At 74.0% G+C, this 18,002-nt stretch carries 19 protein-coding genes and 1 pseudogene; 9 read left to right on the top strand and 11 right to left on the bottom strand.

The window, feature by feature from the left end; translation table 11 throughout:
• Window positions 1-16: 16 nt before the first annotated feature.
• On the top strand, window positions 17-445 hold the full coding sequence (locus tag ACSNN8_RS05180; RefSeq protein WP_436647243.1) for an NUDIX hydrolase: 429 nt from the start codon (window positions 17-19) through the stop codon (window positions 443-445).
• Window positions 446-458: 13 nt separating this feature from the next.
• On the opposite strand, the gene ACSNN8_RS05175 is transcribed toward ACSNN8_RS05180, so the two are convergent.
• The 5 genes from ACSNN8_RS05175 to ACSNN8_RS05155 form a co-directional block, all read right to left on the bottom strand.
• Window positions 459-752: a hypothetical protein gene (locus ACSNN8_RS05175; protein WP_436647242.1), complete on the bottom strand. Its 294-nt coding sequence runs from the start codon at window positions 750-752 to the stop codon at window positions 459-461.
• Window positions 753-815: 63 nt separating this feature from the next.
• The gene (locus ACSNN8_RS05170) at window positions 816-2,081 is read right to left on the bottom strand and encodes an MFS transporter (RefSeq protein ID WP_436647241.1); all 1,266 of its coding nucleotides are present in this window, start codon (window positions 2,079-2,081) and stop codon (window positions 816-818) included.
• On the bottom strand, window positions 2,078-2,626 hold the full coding sequence (locus ACSNN8_RS05165) for a helix-turn-helix domain-containing protein (RefSeq protein ID WP_436647240.1): 549 nt from the start codon (window positions 2,624-2,626) through the stop codon (window positions 2,078-2,080). Before ACSNN8_RS05165 ends, ACSNN8_RS05170 begins: the two co-directional genes overlap by 4 nt.
• Window positions 2,627-2,729: 103 nt before the next feature.
• Window positions 2,730-3,638, bottom strand: coding sequence for a diacylglycerol/lipid kinase family protein (locus ACSNN8_RS05160; protein WP_436647239.1), 909 nt, complete (start codon window positions 3,636-3,638; stop codon window positions 2,730-2,732).
• 34 nt (window positions 3,639-3,672) lie between these two features.
• Complete coding sequence (locus ACSNN8_RS05155) at window positions 3,673-4,251, bottom strand: GAF domain-containing protein (protein ID WP_436647238.1); 579 nt, start codon at window positions 4,249-4,251, stop codon at window positions 3,673-3,675.
• Window positions 4,252-4,405: 154 nt separating this feature from the next.
• Here ACSNN8_RS05155 and ACSNN8_RS05150 point away from each other — a divergent pair, with 154 nt between their 5' ends.
• The 4 genes from ACSNN8_RS05150 to ACSNN8_RS05135 are packed head-to-tail and all read left to right on the top strand — an operon-like array spanning window position 4,406 to window position 7,785.
• The gene (locus tag ACSNN8_RS05150; protein ID WP_436647237.1) at window positions 4,406-5,236 is read left to right on the top strand and encodes a PfkB family carbohydrate kinase; all 831 of its coding nucleotides are present in this window, start codon (window positions 4,406-4,408) and stop codon (window positions 5,234-5,236) included.
• Entirely contained in the window at window positions 5,229-7,457 is a 2,229-nt protein-coding gene (locus tag ACSNN8_RS05145) for a glycoside hydrolase family 65 protein (RefSeq protein WP_436647236.1), read from the top strand. The genes ACSNN8_RS05150 and ACSNN8_RS05145 overlap by 8 nt, the downstream gene beginning before the upstream one ends.
• Window positions 7,454-7,567 carry a DUF1697 domain-containing protein gene (locus tag ACSNN8_RS05140; RefSeq protein ID WP_436647235.1) on the top strand — a complete coding sequence of 38 codons (114 nt, stop codon included), beginning with the start codon at window positions 7,454-7,456 and terminating at the stop codon, window positions 7,565-7,567. The genes ACSNN8_RS05145 and ACSNN8_RS05140 overlap by 4 nt, the downstream gene beginning before the upstream one ends.
• On the top strand, window positions 7,564-7,785 hold the full coding sequence (locus ACSNN8_RS05135) for a hypothetical protein (RefSeq protein ID WP_436647234.1): 222 nt from the start codon (window positions 7,564-7,566) through the stop codon (window positions 7,783-7,785). The genes ACSNN8_RS05140 and ACSNN8_RS05135 overlap by 4 nt, the downstream gene beginning before the upstream one ends.
• A gap of 2 nt (window positions 7,786-7,787) precedes the next feature.
• On the opposite strand, the gene bioD is transcribed toward ACSNN8_RS05135, so the two are convergent.
• Window positions 7,788-8,564, bottom strand: coding sequence for a dethiobiotin synthase (gene bioD / locus ACSNN8_RS05130; RefSeq protein WP_436649414.1), 777 nt, complete (start codon window positions 8,562-8,564; stop codon window positions 7,788-7,790).
• A 704-nt stretch (window positions 8,565-9,268) separates the two neighbouring features.
• Window positions 9,269-10,402 (bottom strand): 8-amino-7-oxononanoate synthase, encoded by a 1,134-nt coding sequence (locus ACSNN8_RS05125; protein ID WP_436647233.1) that lies wholly within the window; start codon window positions 10,400-10,402, stop codon window positions 9,269-9,271.
• A 97-nt stretch (window positions 10,403-10,499) separates the two neighbouring features.
• On the opposite strand from ACSNN8_RS05125, the gene bioB reads away from it, so the two are divergent.
• Together bioB and ACSNN8_RS05115 are read left to right on the top strand one after the other, a co-directional pair.
• Window positions 10,500-11,495 carry a biotin synthase BioB gene (gene bioB / locus ACSNN8_RS05120; RefSeq protein ID WP_436647232.1) on the top strand — a complete coding sequence of 332 codons (996 nt, stop codon included), beginning with the start codon at window positions 10,500-10,502 and terminating at the stop codon, window positions 11,493-11,495.
• Window positions 11,408-11,671: pseudogene (locus ACSNN8_RS05115) on the top strand (hypothetical protein); the annotation flags it as partial. The gene bioB and the pseudogene ACSNN8_RS05115, both read left to right, overlap by 88 nt.
• Here the strand turns inward: ACSNN8_RS05115 and ACSNN8_RS05110 are convergent.
• Together ACSNN8_RS05110 and ACSNN8_RS05105 are read right to left on the bottom strand one after the other, a co-directional pair.
• A complete protein-coding gene (locus ACSNN8_RS05110) occupies window positions 11,668-12,705 on the bottom strand; it encodes a GNAT family N-acetyltransferase (RefSeq protein WP_436647231.1) in 1,038 nt (345 codons plus the stop codon). The pseudogene ACSNN8_RS05115 and the gene ACSNN8_RS05110 overlap by 4 nt on opposite strands.
• A 108-nt stretch (window positions 12,706-12,813) precedes the next feature.
• The gene (locus ACSNN8_RS05105) at window positions 12,814-13,521 is read right to left on the bottom strand and encodes an amino acid-binding protein (RefSeq protein ID WP_436647230.1); all 708 of its coding nucleotides are present in this window, start codon (window positions 13,519-13,521) and stop codon (window positions 12,814-12,816) included.
• A 277-nt stretch (window positions 13,522-13,798) separates the two neighbouring features.
• Between ACSNN8_RS05105 and ACSNN8_RS05100 the strand changes: the two genes are divergently transcribed.
• Window positions 13,799-14,503 carry a pyrimidine reductase family protein gene (locus ACSNN8_RS05100; protein WP_436647229.1) on the top strand — a complete coding sequence of 235 codons (705 nt, stop codon included), beginning with the start codon at window positions 13,799-13,801 and terminating at the stop codon, window positions 14,501-14,503.
• On the opposite strand, the gene ACSNN8_RS05095 is transcribed toward ACSNN8_RS05100, so the two are convergent.
• Both ACSNN8_RS05095 and ACSNN8_RS05090 read right to left on the bottom strand, forming a co-directional pair.
• Entirely contained in the window at window positions 14,491-15,396 is a 906-nt protein-coding gene (locus ACSNN8_RS05095; RefSeq protein WP_436647228.1) for a CU044_5270 family protein, read from the bottom strand. The genes ACSNN8_RS05100 and ACSNN8_RS05095 overlap by 13 nt on opposite strands.
• Window positions 15,389-15,982: an RNA polymerase sigma factor gene (locus ACSNN8_RS05090; protein WP_436647227.1), complete on the bottom strand. Its 594-nt coding sequence runs from the start codon at window positions 15,980-15,982 to the stop codon at window positions 15,389-15,391. Before ACSNN8_RS05090 ends, ACSNN8_RS05095 begins: the two co-directional genes overlap by 8 nt.
• Before the next feature lie 222 nt (window positions 15,983-16,204).
• Here ACSNN8_RS05090 and ACSNN8_RS05085 point away from each other — a divergent pair, with 222 nt between their 5' ends.
• Window positions 16,205-17,992 carry an ATP-binding protein gene (locus ACSNN8_RS05085; protein WP_436647226.1) on the top strand — a complete coding sequence of 596 codons (1,788 nt, stop codon included), beginning with the start codon at window positions 16,205-16,207 and terminating at the stop codon, window positions 17,990-17,992.
• The last annotated feature ends 10 nt before the right edge of the window (window positions 17,993-18,002 follow it).

Raw genomic sequence — 18,002 nt, 5'->3', positions numbered from 1 at the left:
GTGGCACGATCACGCGGTGGCCACCTACGAAGTCGCCGTCGTGCTGCTAGCCGACGCGTCCGGAGCAGTGCTCCTGCAGCACCGCGACGAGCACGCGCCCGTCTCCCCGAACCAGTGGAGCCTGCCCGGCGGCCGGGTCGAGCCGGGCGAGACGCCCGAGCGGGCGGCCCGCCGGGAGCTGCTCGAGGAGACCGGGCTGACGGCGGGCGAGCTCGTTCCGCTGTGGAGCGGACCCCGGCCGTACGAGGAGGGGTTCGTCCACACCGTGACCGTGCACGTCTTCGGCGGCAGCACCGCGGCGCGGCAGGAGGACGTCGTCTGCGGCGAGGGGCGGGCCATGGTGTTCGTCCCCCGCGAGCGGCTGCTCGATCGCGACCTCGCCGTCACGACGGCCGCGGTGCTGCCGTCCTATCTCGACGGCCGCCTCCAAGACGCCGGGACTTGAACCAACGGAGAGGTCAACCCTGGCCCGCGGCTCCGTAGGCGGCGGCGAACAGGGCCAGCAGGGCCAGGCCGACGGCGGTCATGGCCCGCGCGGTCGGCAGCCACGGGTGGGGCCGGGTGGCGCGGCGGACGGGGCGGTGTCCGCGGCGCCGGGCGGGACCGAGGCGGGTGCGGGCGGCGAGGACGACGGCCGCGGTCAGCAGGAAGCGACGCTCGCTGCGGAACTCGGGTGGGTCATGGTGTACCCCCTGGAGATGCGTGGCGGTGCCGGATGTGATCGCCAGTGTGCGGGCGAACGGGCCGCACAATCCAGGGGATATGCGGTCGGATACGGACGGAAACGGCGTTCGGCGGGACGAAGGTCCTGTCGCCTATCCGACTTCCTGCGCCGGGCGGGACACGTCCAGCGGCCGCCGCTCGTCCCGGGCGGCGGGCTCGACGAGGGTCTTCAGCAGGCGCAGCGCGGGAAACGGCACCAGGGTGACCGCGAGGTAGAGGCAGCCCGCCGCCAGGAGGGTGGGGCGCAGGCCGGCCGCGTCGACCGCGAGGCCGCCGAGCAGGGCGCCCAGCGGGAGGCCCGCGAACGACAGCGCCGCGAGCAGCCCGAGGACCCGCCCGCGCAGGTGGGCGGGGATGCGTTCGTAGCCGACGGCCAGCAGGATCGGGTTGACCGCCGCGGCGGCGGCGCCACAGCCGAACGCGACCGCCAGCGCCGGCCCGGCGTCGTCGCTGAGCCCGATCGCGAACAGCTTCGGGGCGCCGCCGAGCAATAGGCAGACCGCGAAGGTCGGAACCCGTGGCAGGCGTACGGCCACAAGGGAGTAGACCGCCGCACCCACCACCGCGCCGAGCCCGAAGACGCCGCCGATCAAGCCGAGCGCGGCCGGGCCGGCGCCGGTCTCGCGCACCCAGACCGGCAGGAACACCGCCAGGTACGCCTGGTCGACGAGGTTGGTGACGAACAGGATGGCCGTGACCACCAGGATCAGCCGGTCGCGCCGCAGGAACGCCAAGCCCGCGGCGGGCCCGTCGTCGCCCGGCTCGGCCGGGGCGGGTGCGGCGCGGCCGACGCGGACGGTGGCGGCGACGAACGCGGCGCAGAAGGCGAACGAGGCCGCGTCGACCACCAGCACCGAAGCGGGCCCGAAGGCGGCCACGAGCACGCCGCCCAGCGGCAGGCCGACCAGCAGCGCGGCCCGGCCGGCGCTCTCGAACAGCGCCGTGGCGCGGGCCATCGGCGTACCGGAAGCCTCGACCGCCAGGGGCAGGAGCGCCCGCTTGGCGATGTTGCCGCAGCCTCCGGCCGCCCCGGCGAGCGCGACCAGCAGCACGAGACGGCCGAACGTCAGCGCGCCGGCCAGGTGCAGCAGCGGCACGAGGCCGACGACCACGGCGCTCACCACGTCGGCGGCGACGGCCACCCAGCGCGGGCCCGTGCGGTCGACCACCGCGCCGCCGAGCGCGCCGGCGAGGACGAACGGCAGCGTCTGGGCGAGCGCGACCACTCCGACGCGCGTCGCCGAGCCGGTCGTCACGAGCACCAGCCAGGGCACGGCCACGGACGCGATGTGGCTGCCCGCCAGCGAGACCGCCTCCGCGATCAGCAGCCCCGCCAGGGGCCGCCGCCGCGGTGTCACGCGCCGGCCTCGGGCGCCGGAAGGATCTGCCACTGCACGCTGACCCGGGCCGCGTCGGCGGGCGCCGTGGCGGCGTACTGCTCGATCAGGGTCTTGATCTGCCGGCGCAGCTCGATCGCCTGGGCGGGGGACAGCCGGGGCTGCTCGGTGGCGAGATGAAACGCGTCCTGCCAGGGCTCGGGCATCCCGGGGAGCTCGTTGATGGCGGCCTCGACCCGCTGGAAGTCGGCGCTCGCCACGGCCCGCAGGTAGCCCTCGGCGCCGCCCGCCTCGCGGCTGGTCGCGGCGTCCAGCGTGGTGCGCCGGTGCGTGGCGCGCCACCAGCGTTCGCGGGCGGTGCCCCGGTCGGGGTCCTCCTCGACGAACCCGTACGCCGCGAGCTGCCGCAGGTGATAGCTGGTGGCGCCGCTCGACTGGCCGAGCCGCTCGGCCAGCTTGCTGGCGGTCGAAGGGCCGCGCTCACGCAGCAGGTTGAGCATCCGCACCCGCAGGGGGTGCGCGAGGCCCCGGAGGGTGCGCGGATCAAGTGCCACGTCGTCAGCCATGGTGCAAAGCTATCTTTGCAAAGGAATCTTTGCAATGGGCGATGCGGGCGGTGGCCGAAGGCGGCAGGCAGCGGGCGGGGGCGGGCGCGCCGGGCGTTCGGGGTCAGGCGGACGGGGACGGCTCGCGCGGGACGCAGATCTTCACGGCGCCGGGCGCGACCTTCGCCGAGAACGACTTGGTCTTCGTGCGGGCGCCGCCGTCCAGCTCGTACTCCATCTTGGACTTCAGCTTGACGTCGACGCGGCGGGCGCGGGTCGTGCGGACGAACGGGCTGTGGTCGCTGCGGCCGACGGCCATGGTGCCCAGCGCCCGGGCCCACTGCCACGCGCCCTGGGCGGTGGCCACGCCGACGTCGAGCCAGCCGTCGTCGGGCTTGGCGTCGTCGAAGGCGCGGATGCCGCCGGTGATCTTGCCGACGTTGCCGATCAGGATGCAGCTGGCCTCGTCGGAGAACCAGGTGGTGCCGTCGATCTTGATGGTGGCCGTGGCGGGCGCGCCGTTGACGTGGCGGACGCCCGCCCAGACGTACGCCAGCTTGCCCAGCCGGTCCTTGAGGTCGCGGTCGGCCTCGCTGATCATCGCGCCGTCGAAGCCGACGCCGGCCATCACGCCGAAGTACTCGCCCTCGAACTTGCCCAGGTCGATGCTCGCGGCGTGGTCGGACAGCGCGATGTCGACGGCGGCCGGCAGGTCGGCGGGGATGCCCAGGTTGGTCGCCAGCAGGTTGCCGGTGCCTGCCGGGATGATGCCGACCGGCACCTTCTTCCCGGAGCGCGCCACCACGTCGAGCGAGCGCTGCACGATGCCGTCGCCGCCCCAGACGATGAGCCGGTCCGCCTTGGACGACAGCGCCTCCCGTACGGCCTTGGGCGCCTTTTTGCTCTTGGGTACCTCGTACCAGAGCAGGTCGTCGATGTCGGCGTCGGTCAGGCGGCGGCGCAGCTCGTCCAGGCCGCCGCCCAGCGTCTTCTTCTGGTGTGCGACAACGGCAATCGTCCGTGGGGTACGCATGGGCAGCGATCTACCCGTACGCCCGGAATCGTAATCAGGACACGGATTCGCGCATGCGCTGCTCGGCGGCCGCGCTGCGGATCACCATGAGGCGCAGCTCGAGCTCGTCGGAGACCATGGCGGCCAGGTGCTCCAGGGCCTTGAGCTGGCGCGGCGTCGCCTCGCGCGGGCGGTTGTCGATCACGTTGACCGTGCCCAGGCGGTAACCGTCGTGGGTGCGGATCGGCGCGGCGGCGTAGAAGCGCAGGCCGAGCTCGCCGCGCACGAGCGGGTGCTCGAGCGTACGCGGGTCGACCGCCGCGTTGTTGATGACGTAGACGTCGTCCTGGGCGATGACCGAGGCGCACAGGCCCGGCTCCTTGCCCACCTCGCGCACGCCCGTGAGCCCCTGGCAGGCGGCCAGCCAGACCCTGTCCTGCTCGACCAGCGAGACGGTGGCGATGGGGGTGTCGAAGATCGCGCCGGCCACGTAGGCGATCCGGTCGTACGCGTCCTCCACCGGCTGGTCCACGAGCCGGTACCGGCGGACCGCCTCGAGCCGCGCCTTCTCCTCCGGGCCCACGTTGTCCAGGTACTCGTACGCGTTCGACGAGATGGCGCTGCTGTTGGTCATGTCCGGTGATCCCCCTCACAATCCCGATCGTCCCTGCGAGCCTAGAAAGGGTGCGGGTGTCCCGCAACGGTAGGGATGGGCGAATGGCTTTCACAGCCAACCCCCAGGGGGAAAAGTCGCACAAAGAGTCGGTCCCGGGGTAATGACTTCACCCGTGACAGCACCCACCGCCGCCGTGATCGGGCAACTGGCCCGCGATCTGATCCTGACCGTCGACGAGTTGCCCGAGCCGGGCAGTTCGGGCGCCGCCGGCAGCCGCCGCGAGCAGCTCGGCGGCAAGGGGGCGAACCAGGCCGTGGCCCTCGCGCAGCTCGGCGTGCGGCCCTCGCTGGTCGCGGTCGCGGGCGACGACGTCATCGGCGACGTGCTGCTCGCCCAGGCCCGCCGTGACGGCATCGACGTGCGCTCGGTGATCCGCCGCCCCGGCGCGCTGACCGGCCTGATCGTCGAGATCCTCGAGCCCGGCGGCGCGTACCGCTACGTGGAGCACCTGCCGCCGCCGGTGCTGCTCGGCGAGCAGGACGTGCTGCGCGCCCGCGACACGATCGCCGCGGCGGACGCCGTGCTCGTGCAGCTGCAGCAGCCCGCCGAGGCGGCGCTGGCGGCCGCGCGGATCGGGCACGAGGCCGGGCGTCTCGTGGTGCTCGACGGCGAGATCAAGGACGAGAGCATCCTGGCGTACGCCGACGTGGTGCGCGCCGACGAGAAGGAGTCCGGCGGCATCGTGCTCGGCCGCGGCCCCCGGCTGCAGGCCATCGCGGAGCAGGACGGCAACCTGTTCGTCTGGGAGGGCGGGCAGATCAAGATCCCGCTCGCCGACGCCGAGGTCGTCGACACCACCGGGGGCGGGGACGCCTTCGTCGCCGCGCTCACCGCCGCCCTGCTGGGCGGGCAGTCCTACGAGGAGGCGGCGCGCCGCGCGACCGCCGCCTCGGGCGCCACGGTCGGCCACGCCGGCGGACGACCGGACCTGCGCGATGTCTGAGATCGCGCCGGCCGAGCCGTGGCGGATCCGGGAGGTCGGCGCCCCGGACGAAGAGGACGGCGCCCTGCTGCAGGGTGAGTCGATCTTCGCGCTGGCGAACGGCCACATCGGGATGCGCGCCAACCTGGAGGAGCCGCACCCCGGCGGCATGCCGGGCACGTTCCTCAACTCGCTCTACGAGGAGCGCGACCTCGAGTACCCCGAGGAGGGCTTCGGCTTCCCCGAGGTCACCCAGACGATCGTGAACGGCCCCAACGGCAAGCGGATCTCGCTCGAGGTCGGCGGCGAGCCGTTCGACCTGCGCACGGGCGAGGTGCGCCGCCACGAGCGGGTGCTCGACCTGCGCGCCGGCACGCTCGTGCGGGAGGTCGAGTGGGTCTCCCCGGCCGGCGTGCCCGTGTCGCTGCGCACCGAGCGGCTGGTGTCGTTCCCGCGCCCGTCGGTGGCCGCCATCCGCTACACCGTGCGCGCCGACGCCCGCCTGCGGGTCAACTCCGACCTCGTGGTCGACGAGGACCTGCCGCCGCCGCGCGAGGACGACCCGCGGGCCAGCGCGATCCTGCAGGACCCGTTCGCGCCGGTCTCGCACGACGACGACGTGCTGATCCACCGGACCCGCCGCAGCGGCCTGCTGGTCGCGGCGGCCGTCACGCACACGGGCGCCGAGGGGTCCGTGACCACCGAGCCCGACCTGATCCGCTGGACCGCCACCGGCGAGGGCGAGATCACGTTCGACAAGTTCCTCGCGTACCGCTGGGACGGCGCGCTTCCGGCCCCCGGGCGCGACGAGGTGCTGGCCGACCGCGACGCGGCGGCCCGCGACGGCTTCGACACGCTGCTGGCCGAGCAGCGGGCCTACCTGGACGACTTCTGGGAGGGCGCCGACGTCGAGGTGGACGGCGACCCGGAGATCCAGCAGGCGGTCCGGTTCGGGCTGTTCCACGTGCTGCAGGCGGGCGCGCAGGCCGGCCCGCACCCGATCCCGGCCAAGGGGCTGACCGGCAACGGGTACGACGGGCACACCCTGTGGGACACCGAGAGCTTCGTGCTGCGGATGCTCACGTACACCCATCCCGGCTGCGTCGGCCCGGCGCTGCGCTGGCGGCACAGCACGCTCGGAGCCGCCCGCGAGCGCGCCCGCCAGCTGGGCATGGACGGCGCCGCCTTCCCGTGGCGCACGATCACCGGCCCCGAGTGCTCCGGCTACTGGCCGGCGGGCACGGCGGCGCTGCACGTCAACGCGGACATCGCCGACGCGGTGCTGCGCTACCACGCGGCCACCGGCGACGACGACTTCATGCGCGAGGCCGGCGACGAGATCCTGACCGACACCGCGCGCCTGTGGCAGTCGGTGGCCTACTTCGACGACGACGGCACCGCGCACATCGCGGGCGTGACCGGCCCGGACGAGTACACGGCCCTGATGGACGACAACATCTACACCAACCTGATGGCGCAGCGGAACCTGCGCGCGCTCGGCCCCGACCGGCTCGCCGACTGCCTGAGCATCCCGTACGACAAGGGGCGCGGCGTGCACGAGCAGGCCGCGGGCTTCACCCGGCTGCCCGAGTGGGACTTCACCGCCGGCCACGAGTTCCCGCTGATGCTGCACCACCACTACCTCAACCTGTACCGCAAGCAGGTGGTCAAGCAGGCCGACCTGGTGCTCGCGATGGTGGTCCGCGGCGACGCGTTCACCCTCGAGGAGAAGCGGCGCAACTTCGCCTACTACGAGGCCCGTACGGTGCGGGACTCCTCGCTGTCCGCGCCGATCCAGGCGGTCATGGCCGCCGAGCTGGGGCACCTCTCGCTGGCGCACGACTACCTGGCCGAGGCGGCGCTGCTCGACCTGCGCCGCGGTGGCGAGTCGGGCGGCGACGGGCTGCACATCGCGGCGTGCGCGGGCGCGTGGATCGCGTTGGTGATGGGCTTCGGCGGCATGCGCGACCACGACGGCGAGCTGTCGTTCGGCCCGCGGCTGGCCCCCCGGCTGCGGCGGCTCGCGTTCCGGCTGCGCTGGCGCGGCACGAGGCTGCGGATCACGCTCACCCGCGACTCGGTCACCTACGCGGCCGACGGCGACGACATCACGTTCCGCCACGAGGGACGCGAGGTGACCGTCCGGGGCGGGGAAGAGGTGACGTACGCGGTGGACCCCATCGAGGACGTGCCGGCGCCCGACTCACCGCGGCCGCCCCAGCACCATACGATCGCCGCGTGACGGTCTGGGTCGCGCTGCTGCGAGCGGTCAACCTCGGCACCCGCAACAAGGTGCCGATGGCCGCGCTGCGCGCCTCGCTCCAGGCGGCCGGCCCACGCTGCTGCGGGTGACCTTCCTGGCCGAGCACCCCTCGCCCGAGCGCGTCAAACTGCTCGAGGAGCACGACGACGTACGGGTCGCCGGCCGCGAGGTCTACCTCGACTACCGCGACCGCGTGCACGGCAACCCGGTCAACACCGCCATGGTGTCGCGCAGGCTCTCCGTGCACGGCACCGAACGCAACTGGGCCACGCTCCTGCGGATCGCCGAGCTGGCCGCGCTGCTCTGAGCTCAGTGGTGGCCCTCGCCGAACTCCTCGGCCCACACGCGCCAGTTGTCCAGCACGCCGTAGAGGGCCGGGGTCAGCCAGCCCGGCGCCGAGCGGCGGAAGACGCCGGGGTCCATCCGGCCGGCGCCCTCGGGGAGCGCGCCGATCAGGTGGGGGACCAGCTCGCTCAGGTTCGCCCAGTGGACCAGGTCGGGGTCGGCGGGCCAGGCGCCGATGACAACCCCGGCCGGTACGCCCCGGCGGGCCAGCGCCTCGAGCGTGAGCGCGGTGTGGTTGAGGGTGCCGAGCCCGGCGCGGGCCACCACGATGGTGCTGATGCCGAGCGTGGTGGCCAGGTCGGCGACGGTCCAGGCCTCGCCGGAGGGGCGCACGCCCATGGGCACCAGCAGGCCGCCCGCGCCCTCGACCAGCACGAGGTCGTGCTTCTCGGCCTCGGCCCGGATCGCGTCGACCACCTCGTAGAGCTCGAGCGGCGCCATCTCGGCGACCGTGGCGGCGGCCAGCGGGGCCATGGGGTCGGGGTACTCGGCGAGCGTGCGGGTGGTCGCGGGGGCGGCCAGTCGGGTGATGACGTCGATGTCGGTGGGCGCGCCGGTCGCGATGCCGGTCTGGCCGGGCTTGATCACGGCAACCCGCAGCCCGGCGGCCTGCGCCGCGGCGGCCACGGCGGCGGTGACGATCGTCTTGCCGACCTCGGTGTCGGTGCCGGTGACCAGCACGATGCCGCGCCACTCGCCGGGCTCGGGCCGCCGGGGGGCGGGCTGCGCCTGGGCGGCCAGTTCCTGCGCTATCTCGGCGCTGAGCTCCTCGCCGCTCGGCAGCTCGCCTCCGGCCGGCGCGGGGGCGGCGGGCACGGGGGAACCGGGGGCCGGGAAGTCGGGCAGCGGGTGCCCGGGCGAGGGCGACACGGGCGTCGGCAGGTCGGGTGCCGGCGTTCCTGGGGCGGGCGAGACGGGGATCGGCAGGTCGGGTGCCGGGGTTCCCGGGGCGGGCGATACCGGCATCGGCAGGTCGGGCGCCGGCGTGGCGGGGGCGGGCGATACGGGCGTCGGCAGGTCGGGTGCCGGCGTTCCTGGAGCGGGCGACACGGGGATCGGCAGGTCTGGTGCCGGCGCGCCCGAGGCGGGCGATACCGGCGTCGGTGAGCCCGGGGCAGGCGACACGGGCATCGGCAGGCCGGGCACCGGCGCCGTGGGCGCGGGCGATCCCGGAGCGGGGGAGACGGCGGGGGCGGTGGCTATCGGGGTGAGGGTGGGGGGTGTGTCGACGGCGGCGCGGCGGGGTGGGGCCACGGCTACCGGGACGAGGGTGGGGAAGGGTTCGAGGTCGACCGGGGTGAGGAGGGCCGAGGAGGGTGTGAGGGCGGCCGGGAAGTGATGGGCGAAGCCGCCGGCGGTGCAGGTGAGGACCACGGTGCAGTGGGGGAGACGGGTCAGGACCGGCGCGAGGTCGGTCGAGGCGGGGCCGGGGCGGGCTGCGGGGGTCACGGCGAGCACTCCACGATGACGTCCAGGGCGCGGGCGAAGTCGGCGTCGGGGACGCCGGCGTTGAGGGTCAGGCGCAGGCGGGAGGTGCCGTCGGGAGTGGACGGCGGGCGGAAGCAGCCGACGGCCACGCCGCGGTCGCGGCAGTCCTCGGCCCAGGCCAGCGCGGCCTCGGGGCCGGGCGCCACGACGGAGAGCACGCCGGCCGCGGGCGGGGAGACCTCGAAGCCGGCGGCCCGCAGGCGGCTCACGGCCAGCGCGCCGCGGGCGGACAGCAGCGCCCGGCGGTCGTCGGCGGCGCGGGCGAGCTGCAGGGCCTCGTGGACGCCCGCGGCCACGGCGGGCGGCAGCGCGGTGTCGTAGATGAACGTGCGGCCGGTGTCGATCAGGTGGCGGACGAACTGCTCGGGAGCGGCCACGACGCCGCCCGCGCCGCCCAGCGACTTGGACAGGGTGGCGGTGACGATCACGTCGGGCCGGCCGGCCAGTCCCGCCGCTGCCACCCCGCCGGCGCCCGAGGGGCCGAGCAGGCCGAGCGCGTGGGCGTCGTCGACCAGCAGCAGCGCGCCGCGCGCCGCCGTCACCTCGTGCAGGGCGGCCAGCGGGGCGAGGTCGCCGTCGACGGAGAACACCGACTCGGTGACGACCAGGGCACGGCCGGGGTGGGCGTCGAGGATGCCCGCGACGGCGGCCGGCGAGTTGTGCGGCGCGACCACGGTGCGTACGCCCGAGATCTTGCAGCCGTCGATCAGCGAGGCGTGGTTGTAGGCGTCCGAGACGATCAGGTCACACACGGCGGTGAGGCCGCGCACGGCGGCCAGGTTGGCGAGGTAGCCCGACGAGAACACGAGCGCGGACGGCGCGCCCATCCAGGCGGCCAGGTCGGCCTCCAGTTCGGCGTGGGCGTCCGACGAGCCGCGCACCAGCCGGGAACCGGTCGCTCCCAGCCCGTACGCCCGCAGGCTCCGGGCGCAAGCGTCGACCACCGCGGGATGGACGGCCAGCCCGAGATAGTCGTTGCCGGCCAGGTCGACGACGTCGCCGCCGCCCGGGCGCGGCCGCAGCCGACGGGTGAGCCCCGCCTTGGCTCTGCTCGCAGCCAGGCTCTCCAGGGACTCCAGCCAGCCCGTCAAAACACCTCCAACGCCGCCAAGGCGATTCACGAGAAGGGGAAACTACCACCCGCCACCGACAGCTCAGCCGAGCCTGAAGCTTTGTTAGGGTCCGGACATGTCACAGATCCTCGATCGGGCGCGCGCCCAGGTGTTGAACGACGGCGTCGGCCTCGACGAGGCGCAGGTGCTCGAGGTGCTCCGGCTGCCCGACGACGACCTTCCGCAGCTGCTGCAGCTCGCCCACGACGTGCGGATGGCGTGGTGCGGGCCCGAGGTCGAGGTCGAGGGCATCGTCTCGCTCAAGACCGGCGGCTGCCCGGAGGACTGCCACTTCTGCTCGCAGTCGGGCCTGTTCGCCTCGCCGGTGCGCTCGGTCTGGCTCGACATCCCGTCGCTGGTCGAGGCGGCCAAGCAGACCGCGGCCACCGGGGCGACGGAGTTCTGCATCGTGGCCGCCGTACGCGGGCCGGACAGGCGCCTGATGGACCAGATGCGTGAGGGCGTCAAGGCGATCAAGGCCGAGGTCGACATCCAGGTCGCGGCGAGCCTCGGCATGCTGTCGCAGGAGCAGGTCGACGACCTGGTCGACATGGGCGTGCACCGCTACAACCACAACCTCGAGACCTGCCGCTCGCACTTCCCGAACGTGGTGACGACGCACACGTGGGAGGAGCGCTGGGGCACGCTCAGGATGGTGCGCGACTCGGGCATGGAGGTCTGCTGCGGCGGCATCCTCGGCCTGGGCGAGTCGCTCGAGCAGCGGGCCGAGTTCGCGGCCCAGCTCGCCGAGCTCGACCCGCACGAGGTGCCGATGAACTTCCTCAACCCGCGGCCGGGCACGCCGCTGGGCGACCAGCCGGTCGTCGAGGGCAAGGACGCGCTGCGGGCGATCGCCGCGTTCCGGCTGGCGATGCCGCGCACGATCCTGCGGTTCGCCGGCGGGCGCGAGATCACCCTGGGCGACCTGGGCACGCGCGACGGGCTGCTCGGCGGCATCAACGCGGTGATCGTCGGCAACTACCTGACGACGCTGGGCCGCCCCGCCACGGCGGACCTCGAGCTGCTGCAGGACCTCAAGATGCCGGTCAAGGCGCTGTCGGCGACGATCTGATGTACTGCGACCGCTGCGGGCGGCCGGCCGCCGAGGGCGATCACTCCGCGTGCGCCGCGGCGCGCGCCCTCGAGCCGCCGCGTTACTGCCCCGAGTGCCGCCGCCGGATGAAGGTGCAGGTCGTGCCGGCAGGGTGGACCGCCACCTGCGTCGAGCACGGCACCCGCACCTCCTAGACCGGCGCCTGCTCGCCGACGGCGGTGTGGCCCGGGATCGGCAGGGTCACGCTGGCCATCGTGCCGTCGCGGTCGGCCTCGCCGGCCCCGAGCCGCCGCAGCGTGCGCAGCATCGCCACGTTGTCGGCCGCGGTGTGCGCGGTCAGCGCCGCGAAGCCGGACTGCTCGGCCAGGGCGAGCACCCGGCGCAGCAGGGCCGTGCCGATGCCGCGCCGCTGCCAGTCGTCCTCGACCAGCATCGCGATCTCGCCCAGGTCGCCCTCGGCGAGCAGCGTGGCCATCGCGACCACCCGGTCGCCGGCCAGGGCCAGCAGCGTGCGACCGGCGGCGGCCGGCTCGAGCAGGCGGGCCAGCCGCGCGTCGCCCGGGACGCCGCCGGCCAGGTAGCGCCGCTGCAGCGTGGCCGCGGAACTGCGGGCGTGCAGACCGCGTACGCCCTCGAGGTCGTCCATCGTCGCGGCCCGGACCACCAGCTCGGCGCCGTCGGGCAGCAGCAGCGTGGCGCGGTCGTCGCCGCGGCGCAGCGCGCCGGAGAGCTCGATCAGCGCCTGCGCCCTCGCGTACTCGGCGGGCGTGAACGCGGGGACGCGGCGCAGCACCTCGAACGAGCCGCCGGCCGGGTCCGCGAGCGTCATGCGGCCCGCCTCGTACCCGGGACGGGTGGTCAGCGGCTCGGGGCGCCAGCGCACCTCGGTCGCGTCGAGCAGCGCGACAAGCGCCTCGCCCAGCCCGTCGGGGTCGTGCACCAGGCGACCGGCCAGCGCCAGCGCCCGGGTCGGCTGGTCGACCAGGCCCTGCGCCTCGGCCCGCGAGACGAACGCGTCGCGCCCGCGGCCCTTGGCGATCGCCGTCAGCAGCTCGGCCTCGGTCATCGAGTCGGGCGCGTCGACCAGGAAGTCGTCGACCGCGCCCGCCTCGGTCGTGTGCACCTGCACGGCGAGGATGTTCACCGACCTCAGGGCGAGGCTGGCAGTCAGTACGGAGAGGTAGCCCGGCCGGTCGTCGACCGTTGCCCGGATCCGCCACAGCGCCATGTCCGGCACTCCTTCCGGCGAGTCACGTCAAGCTGTGTACCGGCTTCCATCCTCCCCCGAAGCTGTTAACCAGACATTGCCTGAGCTGGGATTCCGGCGAGAGTCGGATCACAGGGGCGTGGGCACCGCGGCCGTGTCGAGCCGGTCGCCGAGGATCACCGCGGCGGCCCGGACGAGCTGGGCCACCCGGTCGACCTCGGTGATGTGGAAGGCGGCCGCGGGCAGGTCGTCCTCGTCGGTGCGGGCCACCACGAGCACCAGGCCGGCGCGGCCGAACGGGGCGATCGCATAGCGGGTCTGCTCCGGGCCGGAAAGCGGCCGGGCGCGCAGCGGGGTGATCTCGGGCAGCTGCAGCGGGGAGGGGGCGCGCCAGCTGGCGTACGCCACTGCGGGCTCCGACGGCAGCGGACGCGCGGCGCCGGACCGGGCGGCCCAGTCGGCCGGGACGACCGCGGCGGCGGCCCAGTCGGCGGCGAGCAGGCCGGGCACCGCGTCCACGAGGGTGGCCAGACCGTCGGCGGGGTTCGCGGCGACCTGGGCGAGCAGCTCGGCGTCGTGACCGCCCGAGACGGGGGCGCCGATCGCCTTCCACACGCCGTCGACCTGCACGCCGGGGATGGCGGCGAGGCCGGCGAGCAGCCGCTCGACGCGGGCGGCGCCCGGCCAGACGACGGTGAAGTCGTCGACGGCCCGGCCGCCGAGACGTTCCAGCACCACCACCTGCACGATGTCGGCACCGGCGACGCCCAGCGTGCGAGCCACCTGTCCGAGGGCGCCGGGGCGGTCGGGCAGGGTGACTCGAACCCGCAGCAACATGCGACTCCTCCCGTTCGCGAACGGCACGGCCGTGCCATCCCTGGTGAGACGACCAGCGTGCCAACCCGGCGTTTCGCCCCGGTTGCGCCGTCGTGTCCCCAGGGTCAAGGCGTCCGACTATGCACAGGATCACACCAGGCCAGGGGCGGTATGGTCGGACGGTGATCTGTCAGGCCTGCCGGGAACGACGTCACGACGACTGCCGCGGCGGCTCGTGGTGCGACTGCCAGCACCGCTCAACCGAGCCGACCCCACCGGTGACCGGACCGCCCGGCCCATGACCGACTTTCCCGTGTGGCCGTCCACCGCCGACGGCCTGGTCTCCCTGTATCCACGCAACACCATCCCGACGCTGCGCGTCAACTTCATCGCCAGCGCGGACGGGGCGGTCACCGTCGACGGGCTCTCCGGCGGCCTGCACGGTCCGGGCGACAAGGAGATCTTCGACTCGCTGCGGATGGTCTGCGACGCCCTGGTGGTGGCCGCCGGCACCGTACGGGCGGAGAACTACGACGCGTTGCGGCTGACCCCCGCGGCGCGGGCGTGGCGCGTGGCGCACGGGCTGCCCGAGTTCCCGCTCATGGTGATCGTGTCCCGGTCGCTCGACCTGGACCTCGACCAGCTGGTCTTCGCCGACGCCCCGATCCGGCCGGTCGTCCTGACCACCCCGTCGGCTCCCGCCGCGAAGGTGGCCGAGGTGGCCGACGTCGTCGCGGTGGACGACCTGGCGGCCGGGGTGGCGGCCCTGCACGAGCGCGGGGCGACCCAGCTGCTGTGCGAGGGCGGCCCGCACCTGCTCGGCTCGCTGATCGAGGCGGACCTGGTCACCGAGCTGTGCCTGACGGTCTCGCCGCTGCTGGTCGGCGGCGGCCCCGGGCGCATCTCGGCCGGTGCCGCCGCCGGCGTGCGGCGCCTGTCGCTGCGCCACGTGCTCACGCTGGAGGACATGCTGTTTCTGCGGTACGTCCGTCAGCCGTCCTGACCCGCGCGATCGACGATCGCCACCCGTAGCTGGGCGCTCCACCCGATCACCGCGCCGTCCGGGAACGGCGCTGCGTCGCGCTGGGCGACCTCCCGCTCGCCCAGGAACCGGAAGCTCGTCGCGTCGAAGATGAGGTCGTGCCGGGTGGCGTGGTGCGTCTTGGAGACGGCGATACCGCGCCGCCCGGCAAGGTCGACCTGCTCGACCACCGCGGTGCCGGGAATCGTCGCGGCCGCCTCGTACAGCGCGGCCGCCGCGGCCGGCGGAACGTACTGCTCGTGCAGCGTGTCGCCGACCTTCATGAACGCCGTCACGTCCGGCGGGTTGCCGCCCTTCTTGGTGTTGCCCGTGCCGGCGTACAACCAGTTGCGCATGGGCACCGTCTCGGTGGGCAGGTCACGCTGGTACGCGGGGAAGCCTGCGTCGAGCGGCGTGTCGCCCGAGACCTCACCGACGGCGCGCTCGCGGAGCAGGCCCGTCCGGCTGCCGTCCACCGAGAGCCAGACCCGGCGGTCCTTCTCCACCGGCGGGATGTAGCGCGCTGCGCCGTTCTCGAACGAGGCGCCGGCGTAGGCGACCCGTGACCGGACGTAGACGAACTGATCGGGGCGCGCGGCGAGTGCCGGGTCGCGCCGCGCCTCGGCGGCGGCGAGCCGGAGCACCCGCACCGCTTCCGGCGACGGGGACGGCCCGGCCCGTTCCTGCAGTGCCACCACGGCCACACCGGCGGCGACCAGCGCGGCCATGGCGGCCACCGGCACCGGCCACCGAGCCCGTCGGCGGTTGCCGGCCTGTGCCTGCCGGAACATCGCGGCCCGCGCGCGAGCCAGAACCTCCGGGTCGGCGGGCGGCATTTCGGCGCGGAACTCCTCCATCACGTCGAGGTCATTCATCGTCGATCCCGTTCGTCAGGTCGAGCTGGGGGAAGTCGTGCAGGGCGGCGCGGAGGCGCTTGCGGGCGCTGTGCAGCCGGGACCGGACGGTGCCGACCGGGATGTCCAGGGCTCGTGCCGCCTCGGGATAGCTGAGCTGTGCCTGGCTGATCAGGGTGAGCACGTCGCGCTCGCCCGCGCTGAGCCGGGCCAGCGCGCCGGCCAGGGCGCGGACGTGCTCGGCGGCGGTGACCCGGGACAGCACCCGGTCGTCGGGCGCGGCCGGCGCCGGGTCGATGCCGGTGCGGGCGAGGGCGCGGTACTGGCGCAGCTCGGTGCGCCGGTGGCCGCGGAGCAGGTTCGCGGCGATGCCGTAGAGCCAGGGCAGGGCGTCGGGGCGGCTCAAGTCGTACGTGCCCCGGCTCTTGAAGGCCGTGAGGAAGGTCTCGGCCGTCAGGTCGTCGGCGAGCGCGACGCCGACCCGGCGGGCCAGATAGCGGTGAATGGCGGTGGCGTGCCGGTCGAAGATCGCGCCGAAGCTCTCGGGCTGCGTGCCCGAGAGCCGGATCAGGTCTCCGTCGGTGAGCCCGGCCCGGGTGGTCGTCACGTCGGTCCGGGTGAGGCGTGCGGTCTCATGCGGTCCCCCGAAGGTCTCGGCGGTAGCTGTCATCCGGCTCTTGACCGATCGGCTCACATCGGTTCGCGCGTGGGCGCGCCTCCACCCGTACGCCAAGATCTTGTGGATAACTCTGTGTATGAGCACTAGAAGTTGTGGACAACGCGTGCCAACACACGGGCGGTGCGGGTTCTGTCGTACCCCTGGTGCACGATGATCGGCGTGTCTGACGAAGCTGTGCTTCCCCGCGGCGGAAAACAAAATGAAAATACTGATGAGCCCGTCGGGCGGGTGCTCGGCACGGCCGATGCGACGCCGCTGCAGTTCTGGACGGCCGTGACCCCGGGCAGCTACCTCCAGCTCGACGACGTGGTGGTCACCACCCGCGATCTGCCGGACCGCGAACCGGTCACGATCGCCGGCGTGGTCACCCAGGTGCGCGCGCGGCACGAGGGCGCCCAGTTCGACTCCGACGTCTTCGCGATCGCCGAGGGCACGCTGCCCGCGCTGGTGCAGGAGGCGGCCGAGATCACCACCACCCGGGTCGACCCGGAGCTGTACGTGCCGCCCGCTCCCGGCGCGGTGGTGCACCGCGCGACCGGGGAGGCCCGCGACGCCGCGCTGCACTTCGACCGCATGGAGCGGCGCATCCCGATGGGCACCGGCCGCGACGGCGTGCCCGTGTTCCTCAACGCCGACTTCCTCGACGGCACCCGCGGCGCGCACGTCTCGATCAGCGGCATCTCCGGCGTCGCGACCAAGACCAGCTTCGCCACGTTCCTGCTCTACTCGGTGTTCCGCTCGGGCGCGCTGGGGGCCGACGGCGCCAACGCCCGGGCGCTGATCTTCAACGTCAAGGGCGAGGACCTGCTGTTCCTCGACCACGCGAACACCAAGCTCGACGAGGCCACCCGCGCCAACTACAAACTGCTCGAGTTGCCGGCCACCCCGTTCTCCGACGTGCGCGTCTACGCCCCGCCGCGGGCCGGCGACTCGTCCGGCGCGCCCGACGTCAGCAGCCGGCTGACCGGGGTCGACGCGTTCTACTGGACGCTCGAGGAATTCGCTTCGTTGCGGCTCCTGCCGTACGTGTTCGCCGACGCCGACGACGAGCGCCAGCAATACACGATGGTCGTCCACTCGGTCACCGCGCACCTGCACCGGCACGCCGTGCCCGCCGAGGGCGGCATCAGCATCGACGGCCGGCGCATCGGCTCCTACGGCGACCTGGTCGACCACATCGTCGAGCAGCTCACCGACGACGAGACCCGCTCCACCTGGGCGGGCAGCGCGGTCAACATGGGCACGGTCAACGCGTTCGCCCGCCGCCTGATCGGCAGCAAGCGCGACCTGGCCCGGCTGATCCGCGGCGACCTCGCCCAGCGCCGCCCGCACCAGATCAAGACCGCCGAGTCGGCCCAGGTCACCGTCGTCGACCTGCACAACCTGCCCGACCGCGCGCAGCGGTTCGTGGTCGGCGTGACGCTCAAGACGGAGTTCGAGGAGAAGGAGAAGGCCGGCACCGGCCGCCCGCTGCTGTTCGTGGTGCTCGACGAGCTCAACAAGTACGCGCCGCGCGAGGGCACCTCGCCGATCAAGGAGGTGCTGCTCGACATCGCCGAGCGCGGCCGCTCGCTCGGGGTCATCCTGATCGGCGCGCAGCAGACGGCCAGCGAGGTCGAGCGGCGCATCGTGACGAACTCGGCGATCCGCGTGGTGGGCCGGCTCGACCCGGCCGAGGCCGCCCGCCCCGAGTACGGCTTCCTGCCGCCCGCCATGCGCCAGCGGGCACTGCTCGCGCGGCCGGGCACGATGTTCGTCAACCAGCCCGACATCCCGGTCCCGCTCTGCGTCGAGTTCCCGTTCCCCGCCTGGGCCACCCGCAAGTCCGAGTCCGGCCCGCCGCCCGCCGACTCGATGAAGTCGATCGTGCAGGGGGCCGATCCGTTCGCCGTCGTGGGCAGCCGCGGCGGCGTGTCCGACGACGACATCCCGTTCTAAGGTTCTCCCG

It is taken from the genome of Actinoplanes sp. URMC 104 (assembly GCF_051386375.1).
Taxonomy (GTDB): domain Bacteria; phylum Actinomycetota; class Actinomycetes; order Mycobacteriales; family Micromonosporaceae; genus Actinoplanes.
This window is presented reverse-complemented; position numbering and strand designations above follow the sequence as displayed.